Annotated in this window: 19 protein-coding genes; 12 read left to right on the top strand and 7 right to left on the bottom strand. The window is 58.5% G+C overall.

Annotated features, from left to right (window positions below; translation table 11 throughout):
• Positions 1–65: 65 nt before the first annotated feature.
• Positions 66–983, bottom strand: a complete 918-nt coding sequence (locus tag GA0061103_RS30375) for a helix-turn-helix domain-containing protein (RefSeq protein WP_092718288.1) — start codon at positions 981–983, stop codon at positions 66–68.
• Between the two features lie 290 nt (positions 984–1273).
• On the opposite strand from GA0061103_RS30375, the gene GA0061103_RS30380 reads away from it, so the two are divergent.
• The 4 genes from GA0061103_RS30380 (at position 1274) to GA0061103_RS30395 (ending at position 5226) form a co-directional block, all read left to right on the top strand.
• The gene (locus tag GA0061103_RS30380) at positions 1274–2662 is read left to right on the top strand and encodes an aminotransferase (protein ID WP_092718412.1); all 1389 of its coding nucleotides are present in this window, start codon (positions 1274–1276) and stop codon (positions 2660–2662) included.
• A gap of 245 nt (positions 2663–2907) precedes the next feature.
• Entirely contained in the window at positions 2908–3672 is a 765-nt protein-coding gene (locus GA0061103_RS30385) for a transporter substrate-binding domain-containing protein (protein ID WP_092718294.1), read from the top strand.
• Between the two features lie 76 nt (positions 3673–3748).
• The gene (locus GA0061103_RS30390) at positions 3749–4453 is read left to right on the top strand and encodes an ABC transporter permease (RefSeq protein ID WP_092718300.1); all 705 of its coding nucleotides are present in this window, start codon (positions 3749–3751) and stop codon (positions 4451–4453) included.
• Positions 4450–5226, top strand: coding sequence for an ABC transporter permease (locus tag GA0061103_RS30395; protein ID WP_092718303.1), 777 nt, complete (start codon positions 4450–4452; stop codon positions 5224–5226). Before GA0061103_RS30390 ends, GA0061103_RS30395 begins: the two co-directional genes overlap by 4 nt.
• A 28-nt stretch (positions 5227–5254) precedes the next feature.
• Here the strand turns inward: GA0061103_RS30395 and GA0061103_RS30400 are convergent, their stop codons facing one another.
• Positions 5255–6175, bottom strand: coding sequence for a LysR family transcriptional regulator (locus tag GA0061103_RS30400; RefSeq protein WP_092718306.1), 921 nt, complete (start codon positions 6173–6175; stop codon positions 5255–5257).
• Positions 6176–6293: 118 nt separating this feature from the next.
• Between GA0061103_RS30400 and GA0061103_RS30405 the strand changes: the two genes are divergently transcribed.
• On the top strand, positions 6294–7529 hold the full coding sequence (locus GA0061103_RS30405; protein WP_208603585.1) for an MFS transporter: 1236 nt from the start codon (positions 6294–6296) through the stop codon (positions 7527–7529).
• Between the two features lie 86 nt (positions 7530–7615).
• On the opposite strand, the gene GA0061103_RS30410 is transcribed toward GA0061103_RS30405, so the two are convergent.
• Positions 7616–8260 (bottom strand): EthD domain-containing protein, encoded by a 645-nt coding sequence (locus tag GA0061103_RS30410; RefSeq protein WP_141694485.1) that lies wholly within the window; start codon positions 8258–8260, stop codon positions 7616–7618.
• 84 nt (positions 8261–8344) lie between these two features.
• Complete coding sequence (locus GA0061103_RS30415; RefSeq protein WP_245304912.1) at positions 8345–9118, bottom strand: SDR family NAD(P)-dependent oxidoreductase; 774 nt, start codon at positions 9116–9118, stop codon at positions 8345–8347.
• A gap of 654 nt (positions 9119–9772) precedes the next feature.
• Between GA0061103_RS30415 and GA0061103_RS30420 the strand changes: the two genes are divergently transcribed.
• The 7 genes from GA0061103_RS30420 (at position 9773) to GA0061103_RS30450 (ending at position 18392) form a co-directional block, all read left to right on the top strand.
• The gene (locus GA0061103_RS30420) at positions 9773–12253 is read left to right on the top strand and encodes an ATP-binding cassette domain-containing protein (protein WP_208603586.1); all 2481 of its coding nucleotides are present in this window, start codon (positions 9773–9775) and stop codon (positions 12251–12253) included.
• Positions 12250–13245: an ABC transporter permease gene (locus GA0061103_RS30425; RefSeq protein WP_092718320.1), complete on the top strand. Its 996-nt coding sequence runs from the start codon at positions 12250–12252 to the stop codon at positions 13243–13245. Before GA0061103_RS30420 ends, GA0061103_RS30425 begins: the two co-directional genes overlap by 4 nt.
• A 188-nt stretch (positions 13246–13433) precedes the next feature.
• Entirely contained in the window at positions 13434–14516 is a 1083-nt protein-coding gene (locus tag GA0061103_RS30430; protein WP_208603587.1) for a substrate-binding domain-containing protein, read from the top strand.
• 48 nt (positions 14517–14564) lie between these two features.
• Entirely contained in the window at positions 14565–15512 is a 948-nt protein-coding gene (locus tag GA0061103_RS30435; RefSeq protein ID WP_092718327.1) for a cyclase family protein, read from the top strand.
• A 131-nt stretch (positions 15513–15643) separates the two neighbouring features.
• A complete protein-coding gene (locus GA0061103_RS30440) occupies positions 15644–16726 on the top strand; it encodes a substrate-binding domain-containing protein (protein ID WP_092718332.1) in 1083 nt (360 codons plus the stop codon).
• A 97-nt stretch (positions 16727–16823) separates the two neighbouring features.
• On the top strand, positions 16824–17480 hold the full coding sequence (locus tag GA0061103_RS30445; RefSeq protein WP_092718335.1) for an EthD family reductase: 657 nt from the start codon (positions 16824–16826) through the stop codon (positions 17478–17480).
• Between the two features lie 27 nt (positions 17481–17507).
• Positions 17508–18392 carry an SMP-30/gluconolactonase/LRE family protein gene (locus tag GA0061103_RS30450; RefSeq protein WP_092718338.1) on the top strand — a complete coding sequence of 295 codons (885 nt, stop codon included), beginning with the start codon at positions 17508–17510 and terminating at the stop codon, positions 18390–18392.
• Positions 18393–18484: 92 nt separating this feature from the next.
• Here the strand turns inward: GA0061103_RS30450 and GA0061103_RS30455 are convergent, their stop codons facing one another.
• The 3 genes from GA0061103_RS30455 to hmgA form a co-directional block, all read right to left on the bottom strand.
• Positions 18485–19096, bottom strand: coding sequence for an NAD(P)-dependent oxidoreductase (locus GA0061103_RS30455; protein ID WP_092718341.1), 612 nt, complete (start codon positions 19094–19096; stop codon positions 18485–18487).
• A 92-nt stretch (positions 19097–19188) separates the two neighbouring features.
• Positions 19189–20499: a fumarylacetoacetase gene (gene fahA, locus GA0061103_RS30460; protein ID WP_092718344.1), complete on the bottom strand. Its 1311-nt coding sequence runs from the start codon at positions 20497–20499 to the stop codon at positions 19189–19191.
• Between the two features lie 4 nt (positions 20500–20503).
• On the bottom strand, positions 20504–21859 hold the full coding sequence (gene hmgA / locus GA0061103_RS30465) for a homogentisate 1,2-dioxygenase (protein WP_092718347.1): 1356 nt from the start codon (positions 21857–21859) through the stop codon (positions 20504–20506).
• Positions 21860–21896 lie beyond the last annotated feature (37 nt).

A 21896-nucleotide genomic window follows, 5' to 3' on the forward strand; every position in this document is an offset into this window, starting at 1 on the left:
GGTTAACCAAGAAAATTTGCGACAGGGCCCCCCGCCTTCTAGATAATGAGGAATGTGCCAATTGTTCAGCCTGTGATCGCGCGCCTCGCCATCGTCCAATTCGGGGCTTCGTGAAACAGCTTCTTATATTCGGCCGAAAACCGACCCAGGTGGTAAAATGAATAGTCCATCGCAACCTGAGTCACGCTGGAGCAAGTTCGGTCCCTCAGCGCCTGCCGTACGGCGTTGAGGCGTGCCATGCGCAGCCATTTGATTGGCGGCATCCCCATAACCTCCTTAAAGGCTTGCTGCAGGACCCGAAGACTGACACCCGATGCCTCGCACATGGTGCTCAGCGATGCATCTCCCAGGCCTGAAGCGTATGCGCTGGCGCAAGCCTTCGTCACTGCGGTCTGTCGGTCAGCCCGCCAAGAACTTGCTCCTGCAAGCAAGGCATCTGCGTTGCACACTGCTGTCGCGAAATAATCGAGAATTGTTGACTGCGCCGCGGCCGCCGATTGCGTGTCTAAACCATCTTTAGCGGTGTCGATAACCCAGAGGCCGTACTCGATGAAATCCGACGAAAGGACGATCTGGTGCTGCAAAAGCGGACCTGCGTCGACCTTGAGATCATGTAGATGCGATCGCAATAATTCGATCGGTACGCTGTAGATGACAACGTCCGAATCCTGCGTGGTCAGGCCGTGATAGATCTTGTCATGAGTCATCACCACGCTTTTCGACGGCATGCGATGACGCCAGTCGAGGTAGCGTAGTTTGTCACGGTCGACAGGAAAGGTGAAACCGACCCAACCATCCATCGGTGTTGCCACGTGATGGACACTGACATTCATCCGCTCGCGCGCGAGCTTCATGCCGCCGACGTCGACTTCGACAATCGTTCCCTCAAATCGACCTGGCGACATCTGGGTATAGGTCTGCTCCCAGGCGCTCAATAGTCCGGCCTGCTCCATGACATCGGCGGCGACGGAATGCCTCAGCAATCTAATCTCCAGGCGAACGCTTGTTTTAGTCGAGACTAAAAGTGGTGAGCCATCTAAGTCAACATGATCGAGCGCTTATTTTTTAAACATTGCGAAAGGTCGCCTATAATTCAGGCGCCAAAGAGAGCCTAGCGTACGCTGGTCAGCGTCATCGTTCGTCAAATGGATATTGCATCCCGCGTACGGGCATATGATGTCCGGCAGATGCAGCCCTTGGCGACAGGGATGGGCTGCAGGTCTGGTTGTATGGCCTGCGATCTGCTCTGTCGAACAAATTGAAGAGAATGGACATGGATCATCTATCCGGCACTAACCCGCTTTCCAATTCCCTGCGTGACCGCGATATCGGACACCTCATTCATCTGGGCACAAACCTGGCCGCCCACCAGCAGGATGGACCATTTGTCATTGCAAGGGGCGAGGGCGTCCATATCTTCGACGAAGCCGGGAACCGTTATATAGAGGCGATGAGCGGCCTGTGGTGTGCGTCCCTGGGCTTCAACGTGCCGCGACTGCGCGATGCTGCCGCCCGACAGATCGACACGCTCGCCTATTCCCATTTGTTTTTCTCCCGCTCCCACGACCAGGCAATTCAACTCGCCGAGAAGCTGGTAGAACTGGCGCCGGGCAATCTCAAGAAAGTCCTGTTTTCCAACTCTGGATCTGAGGCCAACGACGCCGCGATTAAGCTTGTCTGGTATTACCAGAACGCTCGCGGTCTTCCTGAAAAGAAAAAGATCATTGGTCGGATGGGCGGCTATCACGGAACCACGATCGCAACCGCCAGTCTTTCGGGCATACCGACAATGCATCGCGGATACGACCTTCCGCTTTCTTTCGTCGAGCACGTCGATTGCCCGCATTACTGGAAGTATGGTCTCCCAGGCGAGAGCGAAGAGGCCTATGCGCAGCGTCTGGCCGAGGATCTCGAAGCGCGAATCCTACGTGAAGGTGCTCATACCATCGCAGCGTTCATTGCCGAGCCGATCATCGGCTCCGGTGGTGTCATCATTCCGCCCAAGGGCTATTTCGACCTCATCCTTCCGATCCTGAAACGACACGACATCCTGTTTATCGCCGACGAAATCATCTGCGGTTTTGGCCGCACCGGCGAATGGTGGGGGTGTGACGTCTTCGGAATAAATCCCGACATCCTGACATGCGGCAAGCAATTGGCTGCAGGAGTTCAGCCAATATCCGCCACCCTGATGACGGAAGAAATCTTTGACACGGTTTCACGGCAGTCTGCGGAAATCGGCGCCTTCTGGCACGGCGTCACCCACGCCGGGCATCCGGTATGCGCGGCCGTCGCCCGCGAGACTATCAGCATCTACGAGGAAGAAGACACGATCGGCCATGTTCGTGCAATGGCGCCGATTTTCAAGCAGGGGCTGGAGGCGTTCGCTAGTCACCCGCTCGTCGGCGAAGTACGCGCGATTGGCCTGATGGGGGCCTTGCAATTGGTGTCCGACAAGGCGTCGAAAGCAGGGTTCTTGCCGAAAACTGCGATCGGCCCGGTCGTGAGGAAGTCCGCGCTCGCCCATGGCCTCGCCTTGCGTGAAGCCGGCGATGCGGTCGTGCTGTCGCCGCCCCTGATCATTTCAGCAGATGAGATTCACGCCATGCTTGACCGGCTCAGAGCCACTCTCGATCAAGTCTATTCCGAGCAAACGCTTTGATCGAGACCGTCTGGGCGACGCCTGCGGGAGCAAAAGCACTCGATCGACGAAATCGAACGAGTTCGCATATCACGAATAAATTCGCGAAGTGGATAGTTCACATCGATGAAGCGCACTATCGTCTGATCATTGAGCAGAAGTGCTGAAACAACGGTCCGATCGGAGCAAGGCGCCCCGAAAAGAAGCCAAGACGGCATGATTGCACTGGTCGCGTAGTTTAGAAGAACCAGAAAAGGGGATCAAATATGAAACTAGCACTGCTAACCGCTGCCTTCGGCTTTTTGATAACCGCTTCCGCCAATGCCGCCGACGGCGACAAAATCAAAGTGGCGGTCGAAGGCGTCTACCCTCCCTTCAGCTTCGTTGAAGGCGGAACACTGAAGGGTTTTGACGTCGATATCGGCAAGGCGCTTTGTGAAAAAGCCAAGCTGAGTTGCGAATTCATTGCACAGGAATGGGACGGAATCATTCCTGGCCTGCTGGCAAAGAAATATGACGCCATCGTCTCCTCGATGAACATCACCGAAGAGCGCAAGAAAAAGGTCCTGTTCGGGGACAAGTATTACGACACGCCGACGATGTTCGTTGCAGCCAAATCGGCCAAGATCACCGACACGTCACCGAAGGGCCTCAGCGGCAAGATAGTCGGCGTCCAGGGCTCGACGACGGCGCAGAACTACATGGAAGAGAAGTACAAGGGCCTCGACTTCAAGACCTATAGCACGATCGACGATGCTCTGAACGACCTGGCCGCGGGGCGGATTGATCTGATGATTTCCGACAAGATACAGATCAACCAGTGGCTCGAACAGTCTAAGGAAGCCGCGGAATGCTGCGAGTTTGTCGGCAAGGAAATCCGTGATCCGATCCTTGGCGCTGGCAAGGGCGTCGCCTTCCGCAAGGAGGACGAGGCGCTGAAGGACAAGTTCAATGTCGCACTGAAAGCGATCCTCGCGGACGGCACCTATCAGAAGATCAACGCGAAATATTTCCCGTTCTCGATCTACTGAGCACGTCATAGGCCAAGAAATCGGGCCCCGGAAATCCGGGGTTCGCAGTCCAATCTGCTAAGACGGTGTTGCGAAATTGAGCGATCTACTTTCCCCTGACGGCTGGGGCTGGCAATTGCTGAAGGGCTTGTGGCTGACGATCAGGCTTGCCCTGACAACCCTTCCGATCGGGCTGGCATCCGGCCTCCTCCTTGCCTTGCTGATCAACGGCGGCAATGTCTGGCTAGCCAAGATCGCGGTCCTCTTCACTACAGTGTTTCGCTCTCTGCCTGAACTGCTGACACTGTTCATTATCTATTTCGGTGGCCAGCAGGCTCTTCAGTACCTGTCTCGCCTCGTCACCGGGCATGAAATCGGTGAAATCAGTGGGTTTCTCGCCGGCATCATTGCGCTCGGGATCGTGTTCGCGTCTTTCTCCTCGGAAATCTTCGTCGCTGGTCTCCGCGCCATTCCACGTGGCCAGCGTGAGGCTGCTGCAGCGCTTGGCCTATCGCGCGGGCGCACCTTTCTGAGCGTGATCCTCCCCCAGCTGTGGCGTCTGGTTCTCCCGGGCCTTGGCAATCTATGGTTCGTCCTTTTGAAGGATACGGCCCTCGTCTCGGTCATCTCGCTCAACGACCTGATGCGCCAAACTCAGTTGGCGGTCGCTAGCACCAAGGAACCACTGTTCTTCTTTGCAATCACCTGCCTGATCTACCTGGCCGTCTCACTCCTCTCATCTGGCGCGATCTCCCGGATGGAAGCCAGGGCGAACCGCGGTTACGTTGGAGGCCGAACATGAACTTCGAGCTCTTCGGCACCTATGCACCTCGCCTCCTTGGTGGCCTGTTCGTCACCTTGCAACTTGTCTTCACCTCGGCAATCATCGGCTTTATGCTCAGCGTGCCGCTGGCTTTGGCGCGCGACAGCCGTTTAACAATCACCCGGTGGCTGGTGAAGCTGTACATTGTGCTGTTTCGGGGGACGCCTCTGCTCGGTCAGCTCTTTCTCGTCTACTATGGCGCCAGCCAAATCCGCGACGAACTGTCGGCTCTTGGTCTGTGGTGGTTCTTTCGCGATGGCTATAACTGCGCCGTGCTCGTCTTCACTTTGAACACCACCGCTTACCAGGCTGAAATCGTCCGGGGCGCGATTACTTCGGTCCCGAGGGGGCAGAAGGAGGCCGCAAAATCACTTGGCCTTGGACCGATCGTGACCTTCGTGAAGGTAATCTTCCCGCAAGCGGCGATTATGGCGGTCCGGCCCTTGAGCAATGAGCTGATCTTCTCTCTCAAGGCTTCAGCGCTTGCCAGCGTCGTGACGGTTCCAGATTTCATGCAGGTAACCAAGCTTGTGTTCTCACGGTCGTTCGAATTCCAGGTATATCTGTGGGCAGCTGTCGTTTACTTCGTCATGGTTGAGACCATCCGAAGGGCATGTGTTATTCTTGAACGTTACCTCTCTCGCCATATCGCGGCCCAAACCCGCCCAAGCAGCGAAGCATCGAGCCGGATGATGACACTGCGGAGGGCTGGTGCCCGTGTATCGCCGATAGTGCCGAAAGGGGCTGGCTGATCCGATCCGAGCGCGAGATTGCTGCCCCTTAGTTCTTATTCCAGGGCGGTTCGGGCAGGAACCTCGACACGAGCTCGTCGATGACGACCCGGACTTTCGGAGCTGTCAGACGTGATCTCGGCCAGATCGCGTGGATCGGGAAGCCCCGGGTCTGGATCTGGGGAAGAACCTGACATAGCCGGCCTTCCCTCACATGGTCGGCAATCAACCATGTCGCGAGTTGAACTATTCCCTGCCCTGCGATTGCTGCCTCACAGATGGCGTCGGAATCGTTGGTGGTTATTCGCCCGGAAACCGGCAGGGCAATCATGCCTCCGTTTGGGTCGGCGAACCACCATGGCAGCGGCTGCCGCCCACTGGCAAAGACGATGCAGTCGTGACGAGAGAGGTCATCGATCGATTGTGGCGATCCATATCGACGGATATAGTCCGGTGAGGCACAGAGGATCGACTGCTGGATACCCAGCTGCCTGGCAATCAACGTTGAACTGTCCTCGAGATCTCCAATCCGAACCACAAGATCGACGGCGTCATCAACGGGATCGATGCGACGGTCTGTAAACTTGATTTCAAGCGATAGGTCGTGATGGCGCGCGGCAATCTCCAGAATGACGGGCAAGAGCCAGCGTCGACCGAAGACGACGGGTAGATCGATCCTCAGCAGGCCCCTCGGACTGAGGTGATGGGACGACAGGGCATCCTGGGCACCTTCCAATTCACCGAGAATTCGCGAGCACGTCTCGTAAAATGCCTGCCCGTCGGCGGTCAAAGCGAACCGCCGTGTCGTTCGGTTGAAGAGACGCACGCCAAGGCGCTCCTCAAGCCGCATGACGGTCTTCGCTACCCCCGATTTCGAAAGTCCGAGCCGCAACGCCGCCTGTGTAAAGCCGCCCGCATCGGCAGACTGTACGAAAATGGAGATACCTTTCAGGTGGTCTTCAGTGATCATATGGTTCCAAATTGACGACTCCAGGTCGTCTTAGTTGCGAAGTTGAAGGACTTTATCACGATCTTGATCGACAATAAAACGGCACCAGGGAGGGTTTCGACCGAAAAAGGGGAAATCCATGTCGGCACAAGTACAAGCGCTGTCGCGCCAATCCGAACTTGAGACAATCGATGAGGCGCAGCCGGCAGGCCGAGCTGTCATCATGCTTCTCGCAGCTGGCGCCGGTGTCGGCGTTGCAAGCGTCTATTACAGCCAGCCGATATTGCCGCTCATTCGTCAGTCGCTTGGTGCAACATCAGAGCAGATGATCTGGGTTCCGGCCGTCGCGCAGGCAGGCTATGCCGTAGGCATGCTCTTGCTGGCTCCCCTTGGCGACTTTGTCGAACGAAAGCGCCTAGTACTTGTGAAGTCGACCTTGCTTGTCATCACATTGACGATTGCCGCAGTCTCCCCTGCCCTCTCCGTCCTGCTGATAGCAAGCCTCGCACTCGGAATACTTGGCAGCCTGGGGCAGGACTTTGTGCCGATGGCGGCCCATCTTGCGACGGAAGAGCGGCGCGGCCACACGATCGGCGTCGTTACCACGGGATTGCTCTGCGGAATTCTTTTGTCGCGGACCGTTAGCGGCGTGATCGGATCGGCTTTTGGATGGCGCGCCATCTATGAGATCGCAGCGGTCGCAGTCGCCTTGGTCGCGCTGGCTGTTTGGCGATGGTTGCCGTATCAGCCGGCCACAGTGAGTGGATCCTATGCAAGCCTGCTCAAGAGTCTTGTCGTTCTGTTCCGCAAGCACGCGGTCTTAAGAAAATCGCTTCTCACACAAGCGTTTCTGGCTGCCCCGCTTGGCGCATTCTGGTCCGTGCTCGCTCTGATGCTTGCGGGCGCTCCATTTCACCTCGGGCCTGCGGCCGCGGGTGAGTTCGGACTTGCCGGAGCTGCGGGAGCTCTGGGCGCGCCGCTTTTCGGCCGGCTCGCCGATAGCAGAGGACCGAGCGCAGCGATACGGATAGGTGCTACGCTTGTTATCGTCGCCTTTCTACTTCTGCTGGTGTTCCCGCAGTCTTTGCCGGTTCTAATTGTCTCTACCGTTCTTTTCGATCTCGGTGTCATGGCAGGATTGGTCTCGCACCAGTCGATCGTCACCTCAATTGATCCTGCAGCGCGCAGCCGCCTAAACGGCCTCCTCATGAGTGCCGCGATGATCGGCATGTCCGTCGGCGCCACAGTGGGCGGTTTTGCCTGGAACCTATTCGGCTGGACCGGCATCTGCGCGCTTTGTGCCCTGTCAGGATGCTTGGCACTGCTGCGATCGATCCTGCCGCCCTCTTCCAGTCTTGCCAAGCGGAAGGCTTGAGCTCCAGCTTCTGCCTTCTGCCTTCTGCCTCTGCGTCGCGACGACCGTCGCGGCGCAGCCCGGCTTTGCTGGATTTGGTCTTCCGACTAGAGAATTGTCAGCGGATCACAAAGGTAGACCGACGCAAGTCTGGAGACGCCCCTCACCGCATCATGAAGGGAAGAACCAGGATTGAAGGCGCCGCGCGCATGGTTCGAGCTTTCGAACCAAGCGACGAAAATCATGGTTGGTGCCACCGGCTCCGACCACAGACGCGGGCGCGCATGGCTCGTCGTGACATGGTTGAGCGAGATGGCGGTAGCGCCTGCGGCTCGGGCTGCATCGGTGAGGGCATCCACAACCTGTTCTGTGGTCAATGTCTCACGGGCCGCGAGAGGGATCATCACCTTCGCTCCGACACCGTCGTTCGGCCCGTCCACCTCCACGATATTCAACGACCAACCTTTCAGGAACAGCAGCTCATCGTCGGGTATCATGACATTGCCCGTGTCGGACGCTTGGGCAGTCTTCATCGTTTCTGCATCAGTGAAATAAAGTTCGACGATACCTTGCGCATTGAATGCGCCACCCTGCGGTATCGTCAGCAGTTCTTCATCGATCCGGTTCTGGCTGTATTTGCATACGCCCGGTAGCGAAAGGGCGAGCTGCGCGTGGTTTCCAGCCCAATGGGTCCGAAAGGCCTCGATGCTCAGATCTTCCCTCTTCGCCAACAATGTCATTCGCTTCAGCACGGCAAACCTCCCTTACGCGATGCATTCCTGGGAACGGTCGGTGGGTGCGGTCCCGCAACCATTGACCCTGAGCTGCAACCCGGCTCAAACGGCCAAATAGCCGCCGTCCACGACGATCGTTGCACCAGTCATGTAGCTGGACATGCTCGATGCCAGAAAGAGGGTAGGACCGACCAGTTCTTCCGGCTCGCCGTATCGCCCCATAGGAATGCGTGCCAGAAACTTTGCGGAGCGCTCGGGATTGTTGCGGGTTGCCGCCGTCATTGGTGTAGCAAAGGTTCCCGGCGCGATCGCGTTTACACGGACTCCATCTTTGGCAAGCTCTTGGGCGAGGTTCTGGGTGAACATGCGCACGGCAGCCTTGGAGGTCGAATAGCTGACCGAGGTCGCGGTCGAAACGAACGAGGCAATAGAAGCCATGTTGATGATCGACCCTTTGGTGGCACGTAGCGCTCCAACAAAAGCCAGAGACACATTGAGCGTGCCTTCCAGATTCACTTTCATCGCGGCATCCCAGGAGGCCCGAAGATCAGGGCTGTCGATCGTGTTGCGTGGGCAGATGCCAGCATTATTCACCAAGACGGAAACGTCTCCGATGGAAGCGGATATTTCACGGGCCAATTCCATGCATCCGGCCGCATCGGTAACATCGAGCGCGAAGGACCAAGCCTCGCCGCCACGTTCCTTGATCTGTGCCGCCGTCGCAGACGCGGCATCGCCATTGATGTCTGTCGCAATAACGCGAGCGCCTTCAGCCGCCAGCCCAAGGGCGATGGCGGCGCCGTTGCCCTGGCCTGCGCCCGTGATGAATGCAATGCGATTCTCTAATAACACGAGTTTCTCCTCCCCGTATGTCAATCAATACCAGTTTCAATTTGCTGGCAGCGTTGCCTTCTAACGAATGAATTCGGTTATGGCAAAATTTTTCTACCGCATTTTCGGGCCAATAGACAAGTAGCTGCAAGAACCTGCACCGACGTGAATGATGTAACTCCTTTCTTCTAATCGTTTTAGCTTTGAGCTCTTCCCGATATACCGGGGGATAGGAAATGCGCGCGACGGGCGATCAATAAAGGCACCCAAGGACGCTCAGCGCGTCTACTAAGGAAACACAGCTCTTTCTATCCAATTGATTTTGCGTTTTTTCCGTCTAGGAATTTTGAGCTTCTCCTCTTTCCTTAAACGCCTTCTGGTTGTGTTAAATTTTTCTCGACTTGCCACTGTCGTGGCAAGTTTTTCCGCTGTTTGGCGGTATGCGAGTTCGAGATAAAATATTATATTGACAAATCTCTTCGTTATCAAAGAATATGTCGCGACAGCCAAGGACCTTTTTTTGCCGTGAGGTCAAGCGTATCGGGAGTACGCTGCTGTTAGGAGGACGGCGGCTATTGTCGCCGTAAAAGTTTGGAGGAGACAGCGTGTCCACGATTGCGCCTATTCGTGCGTTTGCACAGCTTTGCCTGAAATTCGAGGAGTTCGTTTTCGTCATGGTTGTGCCGGAGGATGGCTATCATGTCGAAACATAACAGCCTCCTTCTTGAAATGTCGGGTGTCTGCAAGGTCTTCCCCGGCGTCCGGGCTCTTCATGAGATTACCTTCGATGTCCAGGCGGGAGAAGTCCACGGCCTTGTCGGCGAGAATGGAGCTGGCAAGTCGACGTTGATGAGCGTGGCGTCTGGCGCGCTGTCTGCGGAGGCCGGTGTCGTCAAGATCGCCGGCGAGGAAGTCCGCGGCAATCCGCAGCTTGCCCGCGACCTCGGCCTGGCCATCGTGCGGCAGGAGCCGTCGTTGATGCCGGATCTGACAGTCGCGGAAAATCTCTATCTCGGCCTGCCCGAATCGAAGCGGCCGCCTTTGTCCTCGCTGGTGCGCTGGGCAAGACAGCTTTTGAGCCGCTGGAGCAGCGACGTCACGATCGATGTTCGCGATCATGTTGCCACACTCAATCCGGAACACCGGTTTATCGTCGAGATCGTCAAGGCGCTGGCTTGCGAACCCAAGGTGCTGGTCCTCGACGAGCCGACCGAGCATCTCGCGGCCGAAGATGTCAGCCGCCTCTTCGCCAGAATCCGGGAAGTGACGACGCGCGGCGCTTCCGTCATCTATATCTCTCACCGCATTCGCGAGGTGCAAGCCATAGCAGACCGCCTGACCGTACTGCGCGACGGCGAAGGTCAGGGGACCTATAATGCGGCGACGCTCTCCGAAGACAAGATCGTTTCGCTGATCGTCGGCACGTCTCTCGACCGGACTTTTCCTGAAAAGGCCGGTAGCGGCGTCGGCGAGGTTATTCTCGACATCCAGAATTTCTCCGGTCCCGGCTTTTCGCATGTGACGCTTAATGTTCGGCGCGGCGAAATCCTCGGTCTTGCCGGGATCGACGCGAACGGACAGCGGGAATTCATGCGCGCGCTTGCCGGATTGACCAAGGGCCACGGCGATGTCTCCCTCTCGGGCAAGGAAGTTTCGATCGCAACATCCAAGGATGCGATGAACGCTGGCGTTTCCTACCTGCCCGGAGATCGCCACCGCGAAGGCATTTTCGCGGAATTGAGCGTTCGGGAAAACTTCTCCGCGCGCAGCCCTGCCGCCGATATCATCGGTGGCGTCGTTAATCTCGGCTCGGAAGAAAGCCGCGCCCGGCAGGCGGTCCATCGCTTTGCGGTAAAGACGCCCAGCATCGAGACGCCGATCCGCTCGCTCTCGGGCGGCAATCAGCAAAAGGTGGTGCTGGCCAGCGTTCTTGCCTCCAACCCGTCTGTGCTTCTGGTCGACGAGCCGACACAGGGCGTCGATGTCGGCGCGCGCGCCGAGATCTACAAGATCCTACGCGATACGGCTGCCAAGGGCGTTGCGATAATCGTGGTCTCTTCCGACGCACAGGAAGTTGCCGGGCTGAGCGATCGCGTGGCGATCTTTTCGCGCGGCCAGATCGTCAAGACATTGACGGGCGACAACGTCAGCGAAGACAACATCACGTCTGCCGTCCTCAAGTCGACCACCCAGCGTGACAAGGTGCATCGCCAGGCGAACGCATTCTGGAAATGGGCCGCAGGCGATGCGGCGCCGCTTGTGATGGTCGCAGCCGCGATCCTTATTCTCGGCACGGCCGCGGCATTCTGGAACCCCTTCTATATTTCCCCGCGAAGTTTGTCGGGGATGATGACGCTGGTGGCCACGCTTGCCCTCGTTGCCTATGGCCAGCAACTGCTGATGCTGGTCGGAGGGATTGATCTTTCGGTCGGACCGCTGATGGGGCTGTCTCAGGTCGTGGCCTCGTTTTTCCTGATCAAGGGAATGCCGATCGAAATGCAGCTTGCCGGCTGGGTGCTGGTTATCGCGGTGGCCGCCTTGGTAGGTGTCATCAACTGGGTGCTCGTCGAGCCTCTGAAGCTTCATCCGATGATCGCTACGCTGTCCACCTTCATGGCCGTCCAGGCGGTCGCGCTTCTGTTGCGCCCCGTTCCCGGCGGCATGATCGACGGTGCCATTCTATCGACGCTTTCCACCCGGCTTGGCTTCGTTCCGATTACCTTCCTGGCGGCGGTGGCACTCGCCCTGCTCCTGGAGTTCTGCCTCTACAGGTTTGCCGTCGGCGTTTCCATTCGCGGTCTCGGGTCGCGGCCGGAGGCAGCGCGTGTCGCCGGCGTGAGCCCGCAGAAGATGCGGTTCCTTGCCTATGTCGGATGCTCCGTGCTTGCCGGTATCGCCGCCATCACGATGATGCAGCAGGTCGGTATCGGCGATCCTCGCTCCGGCCTCGGCTACACGCTGTCTTCTATTGCCGCGGTGGTGATCGGCGGGGCGAGCCTGTTCGGAGGACGCGGTTCGTTCATCGGCGCATTGCTCGGCGCGATCTTCATTACGCAGATCAACGCGGTGACCTCGTTCCTCAGCCTTGACCAAGCGTGGCAGTCCTACCTCCTCGGAGGCCTCATTCTTGCAGCAGTAGCACTTTTCTCGAAGAGCAGGCAGAAGGTGATTGCGGCATGAGCAGCACATATATGGAAAAAGCAACAATGACCTCTGCGGAGCGCATCGGCACGAAAGTTCGCGAGCTCACCAGCCATGAATTCGTATGGATTTGGGTCGGCACGGTAGCGATCTTCGCGGCTAGCGCCATTCTTGCTCCGGGAACGGTGCGCGCAGCCTCGATCTACTCGATGCTGCCCTTCGCGGGTATTCTCGCAATCGTCGCTGCGGGACAGACGATCGTCATCCAGCAGCGTGGCCTTGATATGTCGCTCGCGGGCATGATGACGATTTCGGGCCTCCTGCTCGCCAAGCTGGGCTTCATGACGGGATCCCTGTTGCTTGCCGCGCCGATTACCCTTGTACTGGCCTATCTGTTCGGCGTTCTGAACGGATTGTTGGTGTCGAAGGTTAATATCACGCCCATCGTGGTTACCCTGGCGACGAATGCCATCCTGCTCGGCGCGGTACGGACATTGTCTGGGGGCAGCCCGATGGCTGCTCCTGCGGCACTGGCGACCTTCTCCCACCAGACCGTGTTCGGCATGCCGATGACCTTGATCCTGGCCCTGCTGTTCATCGCTTTCATCAGCTTTGCAACCAAACGAACCGCATTCGGTCGCCGCTTTGTGGCGGTAGGTGCCAATCCTGCCGCGGCGGCAGCGGCAGGTATCCCAATTCTGCGATATCAGGTCGCGACCTATGGCATCGCGGCGGTCTGCTTCTCCGTGGCCGGCATGTTGTTCACCGGCTTCATCGGTTCGGCATCCCAGACAGCAGGCAACGACTACCTCCTGCCGGCGATCGCCGCGGTCGTCGTCGGAGGGACGCCGTTCACCGGTGGCCGCGGAAGCGTCGTTGCGAGCGGCGTGGCGGCACTGTTCATGGTGCAACTGGGCCAGATGGTCCTAGCGCTCGGCGCGGGCACGGCCGTCCAGCTTCTGGTTCAGGCACTTGCTATCATCCTGGCCGTGACCATTCGGCATGTCCCGGGATTGTTGCGCCTGAAATGACGTAACGCCCGAACGTCAAAGAGCCGGGCGACGAATCGACTGCATCCATTCCACGGCCGGCGCTTTGTCGGGTGTTTCCGGGCCAGCGATGGTTTGCCCGCCGCCCGCGAACGTCTGCGCGATCAGTTCAGAGGAGCCGGCAATATCCAGAACAATACGGATGCTTGCCGAATATGAGGGAGGACTACATGGCCATGAAACTTCTATGTCGCTTGCTGGCATCCGCCACTGCGATCTGCACTTTGGCGGCGACGGCCCACGCTGCCGACTTCGTCTACACGAACAAGCATGCAGACATTACCAAGATGTGCGGCACCAAGCCGACCCGCGTCGCGATGATCGACGGCCAAGGCGGCGACACCTGGCGCAAGACCTCGCTTGCCGAACTTCGCGACGAAGCCTCCAAGTGTAAGAACATCACCGAGGTCCAATACACGGATGCTGGCGGCGACGCACAGGCTTACAATTCGGCAATCAACGCTTACACGGCTCAGGGCTTTGATATCATCATCGCGTTCACGGATTTCGGCGATGCGGCCATCCCCGCCTATCGGGAAGCAACCAAGGCCGGCGTGATCATGGCGCCCTATTTCAACAATCTGGGCGGCGAAATCGGCGTTGATTATTCCGTCAATACCTATGAGGACGCCTTCACCGAGGGAAAGATGTTCGGTGACTGGGTCGGCAAGACGGTTAAGAAAGGCAACACAGTCTTCCTCGGCGGCATCCCCGGCGCAGCTTCTTCGACCGCCTATTTCGAGGGTTACAAGGAGGGGCTAAAGGCCTATCCGAACATCAAGCTGCTGGACGAGAATTTCATCGTCACGAACTGGAACCCGGCAGACGCTCAGCGCGCCGTAACAGGATTGATCGCGCGCTACCCCAAGATCGACGCCATCGGTGCCGATTACGGACAGAGCAGCCTGGCGGCGGTCAAGGCTTTCGAGCAGGCCGGCCTTGCCGTCCCTGCCATGGCCTATCCGGGCACCAATAACGAATATAGTTGCAAGTTCATCGACCAGAAGGCCGCCGGCAAGGCATGGAAGCAGTTTGCCGTCAGCGGCAACACGGCAGATATCCGTTTCGCATTGAGAGCAGCACTCGCCAAGTTCCAGGGCACGGAGAACAACGAACCCCGCGCTGCGGTCGCCTACACCTTCTCCGACACGGAAGCCGGGCTTGATCCTCTGTGCGACAAGAACGCTCCGCCGGATGCCGACCTCGGTTCCTCGCTGCCGCGTGAGAAGCTGATTGAACTCTTCAAACATTGATCAAGCGGAAGTCGTTTCCGGACCGAACAACGCAAGACAGGCTTTGAAATGACCCTACCGAAATATCACGAATTGCCGGTCGATCCCTCCAAGCCCCCACGCTCTGCGTGGGGTGTCTGGGGCGATGACGATGAACTCGGCTCGCTGAACCTGCTCGGCGAAGAGCAGGTTCGCCGCGCCAGGGATTCGATCAAGAGCTGCGAGACCTTCTCGCTCAATTGGCATCTCGAGAAGCCAGACCCGCCGCTCTTCGGGCGGCACGCACTGGAGCATCATCCGTTCCCGATCGAGGGCGTTGGCTTCGATGATTGCTACGACAACTTCTCGACACAGGCATCGACGCAATGGGACGCGCTTTCCCATATCGAGCATCCGAAATACGGTTCCTACAATGGCCGCACACGCGAGCAGCTGTCGGTCGAGGGCGGAGCCCACAACGGAATCCATCACTATGCCCGTAAGGGCATTGTCGGCCGAGGCGTTCTTCTCGATGTCGCGGCCTATCTTGCCGAACAGGGGCGTCCCGTCGATTGTAGCAAGCGCCAGGATTTCACGGTGGCCGAGCTCGAAGCCACCCGCGAATGGGCGGGCATCCGCTACGAGGTCGGCGATATCTTGATCGTACGCACCGGCTGGATCGGCTGGTACGAACAGGCTGATGGGGCAACGCGTGTGGCGATGGCCGAGGGTACTCCGAAGACGCCGGGCCTCGCCGGTGGCGAGGACATGGCGGAGTATCTGTGGAACAGCCATTTTTCCGCTGTCACCTCCGACTGCCCAGCTGTCGAGGCTTGGCCGCACGAATTCGAGGTCGACAAATATCTGCATTTCCGATTGATCCCGCTGCTTGGCTTTGCGCTCGGCGAGATGTGGGCCGTCGACGGGCTGGCCAAGGCCTGTGCCCAGGACCGGCGCTACGAATTCATGATTACCGCGGCACCGCTGAACAAGCTTGGCGGTGTCGGTTCTCCGGGCAACGTTCTCGCGATCCGCTAGGACAGCTGCCCGGCGCGCCGGCGGCGCCGCTTCCGCTTCAGGCTGGCATCGGGAGGATGCCAGCCGACGAATATGGCATCGGACGCGACGGCCGATGCGTTGAACCCGACGTCGCATGGGAGGAGTAAATCATGTCACGACAAAAGTTTCTGAAACCTGCCCTGCTTGCCGGTGCTGCGGTAGCGGCGATCTCGACATCGGCGTTTTCCGCGGATTTCGCCAAGCTAGGCAAGGGCGCCGACATCTCGACGATCTGCGGCGAAAAGCCCGCGAGCGTTGCCATGATCGACGGCTATGGCGGCAACACCTGGCGAAAGATTGCCTTTGCCGAGATGAAGGACGAGGCGAGCAAGTGCCCGAACATTAAGCGGACCGTCTATTCCGACGCCGGTGGCGATGCGCAGAAATACAATAGCGACATCAACAGCTTCGTCGCGCAGGGCTATGATATTATCATGACCTTTGCCGATTTCGGCGACGCAGCGCTCCCAGCCTATCGCGCTGCGATGCAGGCCGGCGCGGTCGTCGTGCCCTACAACGCGAAGCTCACCGGTACGCCGGGTGTGGATTATACTGCCAATCCACATCAGGAGATGACCGAGGTCGGCAAGGAGATGGCCCGTTGGGCCGGAACGAACGTCAAGAAAGGCAATGTCGTCTTCCTTGGCGGCTTTCCGGGCGCTGCAACCTCGCAGGCCATCATGGAAGGCATTCGCGATGGCATCAAGGATTACCCCGATCTCAAGCTGCTCGACGAGAATTATGTCGTCACCAACTGGAACCCGGCCGATGCGCAGAAGGTCGTGGCGGGACTGATCGCCAAATATCCGCAGATTGACGTCGTCATGTCGGACTATGGCGTCATCTCATTGGCGGGCATCAAGGCCTTCCAGCAGGTAGGATTGCCGGTGCCGGCGCAAACGGTCCTTGCCAGCCAGAACGACATCAACTGCAAGTATCTTGCCGACAAGGCCGCGGGCAAAGGCTGGCGGTACATGTCTCTCGACAGCACGAGCACCATCGTCCGCTTCGCGCTACGCCAGGGCCTCGCGGCGTTCGAAGGCACGAAGCTCGACGAGACGACAAATCTGGTGCCTCTCACCTATGTCGACAGCTTCAAGTCGCAGGATCCGAAGTGCGACGAGAACGCGCCCCCGGATGCGGACTTCACGTCGTTGCTGACGCAGGACGAATTGATGAAGGCGATTCGATAATACCGAGCCAGCCGTGCCGGGCGGTGGTCGCCGCTCGGCATGGTCAAAATCATATCCGCCAACACGTTGTCTGGCGGCACGTTTCAGAGGAAGAGCAATGATTATCCGCAGTGGCTTGATACGCAACCGCGACGGCGTCGACTTCGAGACGTTCACGGCGCATTGGCGAAATGTCCATGCGTCACTTGTCGTAAAGATCGATGGTCTCCGTGCCTATTCGCAGAATCATGTCCGCAAGCGGCTGGCATCGAACACCGAGACGGAGTTGCACCGCGTGGACGGGATATCGCAGCTCTATTTCGATGATGTCGAATCCATGAAAGTCTCCATGGCCTCGCCTGAACAGGACGCCTGCATCGTCGATCTGCGCGGCTTTCTGAGCGACGTCACATTGCTGATCCAGCAGGCGGCCGACTTCAACATCTTCGGACGTAACACCGCCTTGCCCGTAAAGCTTCTTTATCTTCTTCATTGTCATGCAAGCGATGCGAATGATCTCACCACTCGGATACAGGCAGAGTTCGGGACGTCGGGGGCAAACTGGCAGTATCGCATAAATCCGATCATTGCCCGGGATGTCGTGGTCGATCAGTCCATTTCGGCTGGTGAGCAGATCGTCGATCTCGTCATGGAAATCTGGACGGAAAACGAGGCCGATTCCGCGACGGCCGCCGGTCTGGTTGAGAGCAGCACGACCATCGGTATCGTCGCGGGCTTCCAGGTCGACGAACTCGTGATCCTGCCGCCGCGCTGAATTCGGGTTTAAAGGAGGAGAAATTATATGAACAAAGTGATAGCAACGGGCATCATCGAGGGCGAAGGACCGGTCGTCAAATCGGACGGTACCTTCTGGGCGGTCGAGATGGCCGAGGGCCGTGCTTGCGTCTCGCGGGTCAGCGTCGTAGACGGCATCGTCCCGACGATCAACGTCGGCGGTCGGCCCAACGGGATGACGATCGATGGCGACGATCGGCTTTGGGTCGCCGAAGCGAGACACGGTGCGGTGATCTGCTATGACGGAAGCGGTGAAATCGTCCGCAAGATCACCCATCCGACCAAGCGCTTTCTTTGGGCGAACGATCTGCGCTTCGGGCCGAACGGTCTGCTCTACCTGACCGATTCAGGCGTGCTCGACACCAAGTATATCACCGGCATCTCCATCGATCCGGGCTATCGCGGCTTCGATTACGAAGGATGCATTTTCGAGATCGACCCGGTCGCGGGAACGATCCTTCGAACGATCGACGCCGGTATGATCTTCGCCAACGGGCTTGCATTCGATGCCGACGGATTTCTTTATGTGAACGAGACCCTGTCCGGCAATGTGTACCGCTACGATCTTAGCGAAGCCGATCCGGCCCGCAGCCTCTTCGGAAACGTGTATCAGCCGGGCGACTATCCGGATTGGTCCGGGCCTGACGGCATGGCCTTCGGCGCCGATGGAAGGCTGTACTGCACCGTGTATGGCCAGGGCGGAATATCGGTTCTCGACCGAAGTGGAAAGCTGGTCGATGTCGTGAAGACGAACGGGGTGCGGACGACAAACATCGCCTTCGTCGGCAACACATCGACGGCGATCATCACTGAAGTCGAAAATTCCGCGGTCGAACTGGTCGAGATGCCCTGCCCCGGCCTGCCGCTTCACCGGCCGTCGCTGGCCCTGTAGGTCGCACTCCCGCTTCAAAAGAAAAGCTCACCGGCGGGCAAGGCCGCCTGTGAGCAAGAGGTCGACAGCGGTGTAACTAAGCCCAGGAGCGGTCAATAGCCTACGGTAAAGCGCTGCTTGACGTGTTTGGGATTTTCGAGCTCGTCGACAAGGGCAATGGCATAATCTTCAAACGAGATCTTGCTGCCGTCGCTTGACGAAAGAAGAGTATTGCTGCCGATGCGGAATTTCCCCGTCTTCTCACCGGGAACGAACAGCGCCGATGGCGACAGGAAGGTCCAGTCGAGGTCGTCGACGGCCTTGAGGTAGTCGAGAAACTGGCTGCCTTTCGCGGCTTCCGCCTTGAATGCTTCCGGAAACGAGGGGGTATCGATCAGCATCACGCCCGGCGAGACTTCCAGGCTGCCCGCGCCACCAACGACGAGATAGCGGCGCACCCCGGATTTTCGCACCGCGCCGACGAGCCTGTGCGGATCGCTGGCAACGAATTTGACGGCGCTGATGACAGCATCGTGTCCCGCAAGAATGGTGGCGAGCGCATCCTCGTCAACGATGTCGCCGGCAACCTTCGCAACGCCGTCAATCTCTGCGATTGCTTCAGGATTGCGCGCAATGGCGGTGACATGATGCCCGCGGGCGACCAGTTCCCTCAAGATACGTGAGCCCGCTCGTCCGGACGCACCGATCAGCGCAACTTTCGACATAAAATCTCCCTGTATCTTGTCTTTATCCGTTGTGAAGGACGGAAAGCATTCACCAGCGAGTAGTGAATGCGGTCTTCATTCCGGCTCTGCCGTTATCGCTTGGCCGGCAGGATCGTCGACCGGCACTCGCCGAAGCCGATGGTGACATAGCCGTCGCGACGGCCGCGAGCCTGAAGGATGATCTCGTCGCCATCTTCGAGGAACCGTCTTACTTCGCCGGTCACTAGCTCAATCGGATGCTTCCCACCTTCGGTCGCTTCCAGGATGCTGCCGAAACCGCTGCGGTCCGGCGCAGATATGGTGCCGGAGCCAAGGAAATCGCCCGGTTGCAGGTTGCAGCCGTTGACGGTGTGATGGGTGACCATCTGCGCCACCGTCCAATACATGTGCCGGGTGTTGGACAGCGACAACCGGTGCGGCGGCAGTCCTTTGTCCCGCATCGTGGGTGTGAGGAGCAGCACTTCCAGTTCGATATCGAAAGCACCTTCGCGCTGGTCCGTCTCATCGGAAAGGTAGGGCAGCGGCGCCGGGTCACCCTCGGGACGCTTGGGTTGGGCAATGCGGAAGGGTGCGAGAGCTTCCGGCGTGATAATCCATGGAGATATGGTGCTCCCGAAACTCTTGGAGAGAAACGGGCCGAGGGGCTGATATTCCCATGCCTGGATGTCCCGCGCCGACCAATCGTTCAACAGGCAAAATCCGGCCACGCTCGCAGCGGCTTCGCCGATAGCGATAGGCTCGCCCTGCGCATTGCCGGGACCGAGCCAGACGCCAAGTTCAAGTTCATAATCGAGCCGTTCTGTTGCAGCGTGCCGCGGCATCTCGGCATCAGGGGACTTGAGCTGGCCCATCGGCCTTCGCGTCGCCACGCCGGAGGGCCGGATCGAGGATGCGCGGCCGTGATAGCCGATCGGCACATATTTGTAGTTCGGGAGCAGCGGATTGTCGGGGCGGAACAGCTTTCCGACATTCGTCGCATGATGGATCCCGACGTAGAAATCCGTATAGTCGCCGATCTGTGCCGGAACATGCAGGGTAACGTCGCCGAGATCGTGCAGGCACTTCTCGACCTTGCCTTTGTCAGTCGCGCCAACGGCAAAAAGTTCAGAAAGCCGGTTACGCAGGGCGCTTCGCGCTCCCTGCCCAAGTCCCAGGAACGTATTTAGCGTTTTCTGCGAGGCGGCTTCCGCCGCCTCCGCCGCCTGCCCCGGGAAAAGACCCGAAGCGAAACCTGCGAATATGTCGAAAACCTTGTCGCCGATCCGGACGCCGCCACGCGGCTCTGCGTCCTTGTAGGAGAAGATACCGATCGGAAGATTCTGGATCGGGAAGTCCGATCCCTCATTGGCACTTGCAATCCAGCTTTTCAGCTTCGGGTCATGGGTATGATCAAGTCTATTCATAATCTCAGCGCTTGTTGGGATCGAAATGCTTGGTGAGCTTCTTGCCGTAGTGACCGTAATCGCTCTGCAAGGACGGGATTTCGGCCGCGAACGAGGTCACCTTCTGCGGGAACCTAGTCTCGAACATGAAGGCGAGCGTCCCTTCAAGTTTGTGAGGCTTGAGCTCCGCATTGCTCGCCTTTTCGAAGGCGTCCATGTCCGGACCGTGCGGCAGCATCGTATTGTGGAGCGAGATGCCACCAGGCACGAAGCCACCGCCTGTCTTGGCATCATAGACGCCGTAGATCAGGCCCATGAACTCGCTCATGACGTTCATATGGTACCAGGGCGGGCGGAAGGTGTTTTCCGCGACCAGCCACCGGTCCGGGAAGATCACGAAGTCGATATTCGCGGTGCCGGGTGTTTCCGACGGCGAGGTCAGCACCGTGAAGATCGACGGGTCGGCGTGGTCGTAAAGCAATGGTCCGACCGGCGAAAAGCGTCGCAGATCATATTTATAGGGCGCATAGTTTCCATGCCATGCGACCACGTCGAGCGGCGAATGGTCGATATCGGTTACCCAAAGATTACCCGACCATTTGACATACATTTTCGAGGCAACGTCCTTGTCCTCGTAGGCGGCGACTGGAGTCAGGAAGTCGCGCGGATTGGCGAGGCAATTGGCGCCGATCGGGCCGCGTTCCGGCAGGCTGAAGGCGCCGCCATAATTCTCACAGATGTAACCACGGGCAGGTCCGTTGGTCAGCTCTGCACGGATTTTCACGCCGCGCGGGATGATGGCGATTTCGCCGGGCTCGATATCGATGATGCCGAATTCCGTCCACAGCCGCAGATCCCCGTGTTCGGGGACGATCAACATTTCGCCGTCGGCATTGTAGAAATATTCGTCGACCATGGAGCGGGTCGCGAGATAAACATGGGTGCCCATACCGGCCTGGCTGCCGGCATCGCCGGCCGTGGTGATGGTGCGGACGCCTTCGATAAAGCTCAGCTTCTCTTCCGGCAGCGGGATTGGCGACCAGCGCATCGGAGCAATCGGCACATCCACCTCGTGCGCCGGCGCCGTCCGCCACAGCCCGATATCGGCTTTTTCGAATCTGCCCCAATTGGCGACCGTTGGCCGGATGCGATAGAGCCAGGACCTTTCGTTGGTGGTGCGCGGCGCCGTGAAGGGCGATCCGCTCAGCTGCTCGGCATAAAGGCCATAGGCACATTTCTGCGGCGAGTTGCGGCCAAGCGGAAGAGCGCCGGCCAGCGCTTCAGTTTCGAACCCGTTGCCGAAGCCGGACATGTAACCTGTCTGGATCGCGCTACCGCCAAGGGCGCTTGTTGCATCAAAGATTGGATTCTGGACATTCATGACGATTCCTCCTAACAGTAGTTACGAGCGTAACTGT

Source organism: Martinezella multihospitum (genome assembly GCF_900094585.1).
GTDB classification, from domain to species: domain Bacteria; phylum Pseudomonadota; class Alphaproteobacteria; order Rhizobiales; family Rhizobiaceae; genus Rhizobium; species Rhizobium multihospitium.

Excerpts from the sequence above, each read along its gene's own strand:
- GA0061103_RS30380 (WP_092718412.1), top strand. The coding sequence starts at position 1,274 with ATGGATCATCTATCCGGCACTAACCCGCTTTCCAATTCCCTGCGTGAC.
- GA0061103_RS30385 (WP_092718294.1), top strand. The coding sequence starts at position 2,908 with ATGAAACTAGCACTGCTAACCGCTGCCTTCGGCTTTTTGATAACCGCT.
- GA0061103_RS30395 (WP_092718303.1), top strand. The coding sequence starts at position 4,450 with ATGAACTTCGAGCTCTTCGGCACCTATGCACCTCGCCTCCTTGGTGGC.
- GA0061103_RS30400 (WP_092718306.1), bottom strand. The coding sequence starts at position 6,175 with ATGATCACTGAAGACCACCTGAAAGGTATCTCCATTTTCGTACAGTCT.
- GA0061103_RS30405 (WP_208603585.1), top strand. The coding sequence starts at position 6,294 with ATGTCGGCACAAGTACAAGCGCTGTCGCGCCAATCCGAACTTGAGACA.
- GA0061103_RS30420 (WP_208603586.1), top strand. The coding sequence starts at position 9,773 with ATGTCGAAACATAACAGCCTCCTTCTTGAAATGTCGGGTGTCTGCAAG.
- GA0061103_RS30425 (WP_092718320.1), top strand. The coding sequence starts at position 12,250 with ATGAGCAGCACATATATGGAAAAAGCAACAATGACCTCTGCGGAGCGC.
- GA0061103_RS30430 (WP_208603587.1), top strand. The coding sequence starts at position 13,434 with ATGGCCATGAAACTTCTATGTCGCTTGCTGGCATCCGCCACTGCGATC.
- GA0061103_RS30435 (WP_092718327.1), top strand. The coding sequence starts at position 14,565 with ATGACCCTACCGAAATATCACGAATTGCCGGTCGATCCCTCCAAGCCC.
- GA0061103_RS30440 (WP_092718332.1), top strand. The coding sequence starts at position 15,644 with ATGTCACGACAAAAGTTTCTGAAACCTGCCCTGCTTGCCGGTGCTGCG.
- GA0061103_RS30445 (WP_092718335.1), top strand. The coding sequence starts at position 16,824 with ATGATTATCCGCAGTGGCTTGATACGCAACCGCGACGGCGTCGACTTC.
- GA0061103_RS30450 (WP_092718338.1), top strand. The coding sequence starts at position 17,508 with ATGAACAAAGTGATAGCAACGGGCATCATCGAGGGCGAAGGACCGGTC.
- GA0061103_RS30455 (WP_092718341.1), bottom strand. The coding sequence starts at position 19,096 with ATGTCGAAAGTTGCGCTGATCGGTGCGTCCGGACGAGCGGGCTCACGT.
- fahA (WP_092718344.1), bottom strand. The coding sequence starts at position 20,499 with ATGAATAGACTTGATCATACCCATGACCCGAAGCTGAAAAGCTGGATT.
- hmgA (WP_092718347.1), bottom strand. The coding sequence starts at position 21,859 with ATGAATGTCCAGAATCCAATCTTTGATGCAACAAGCGCCCTTGGCGGT.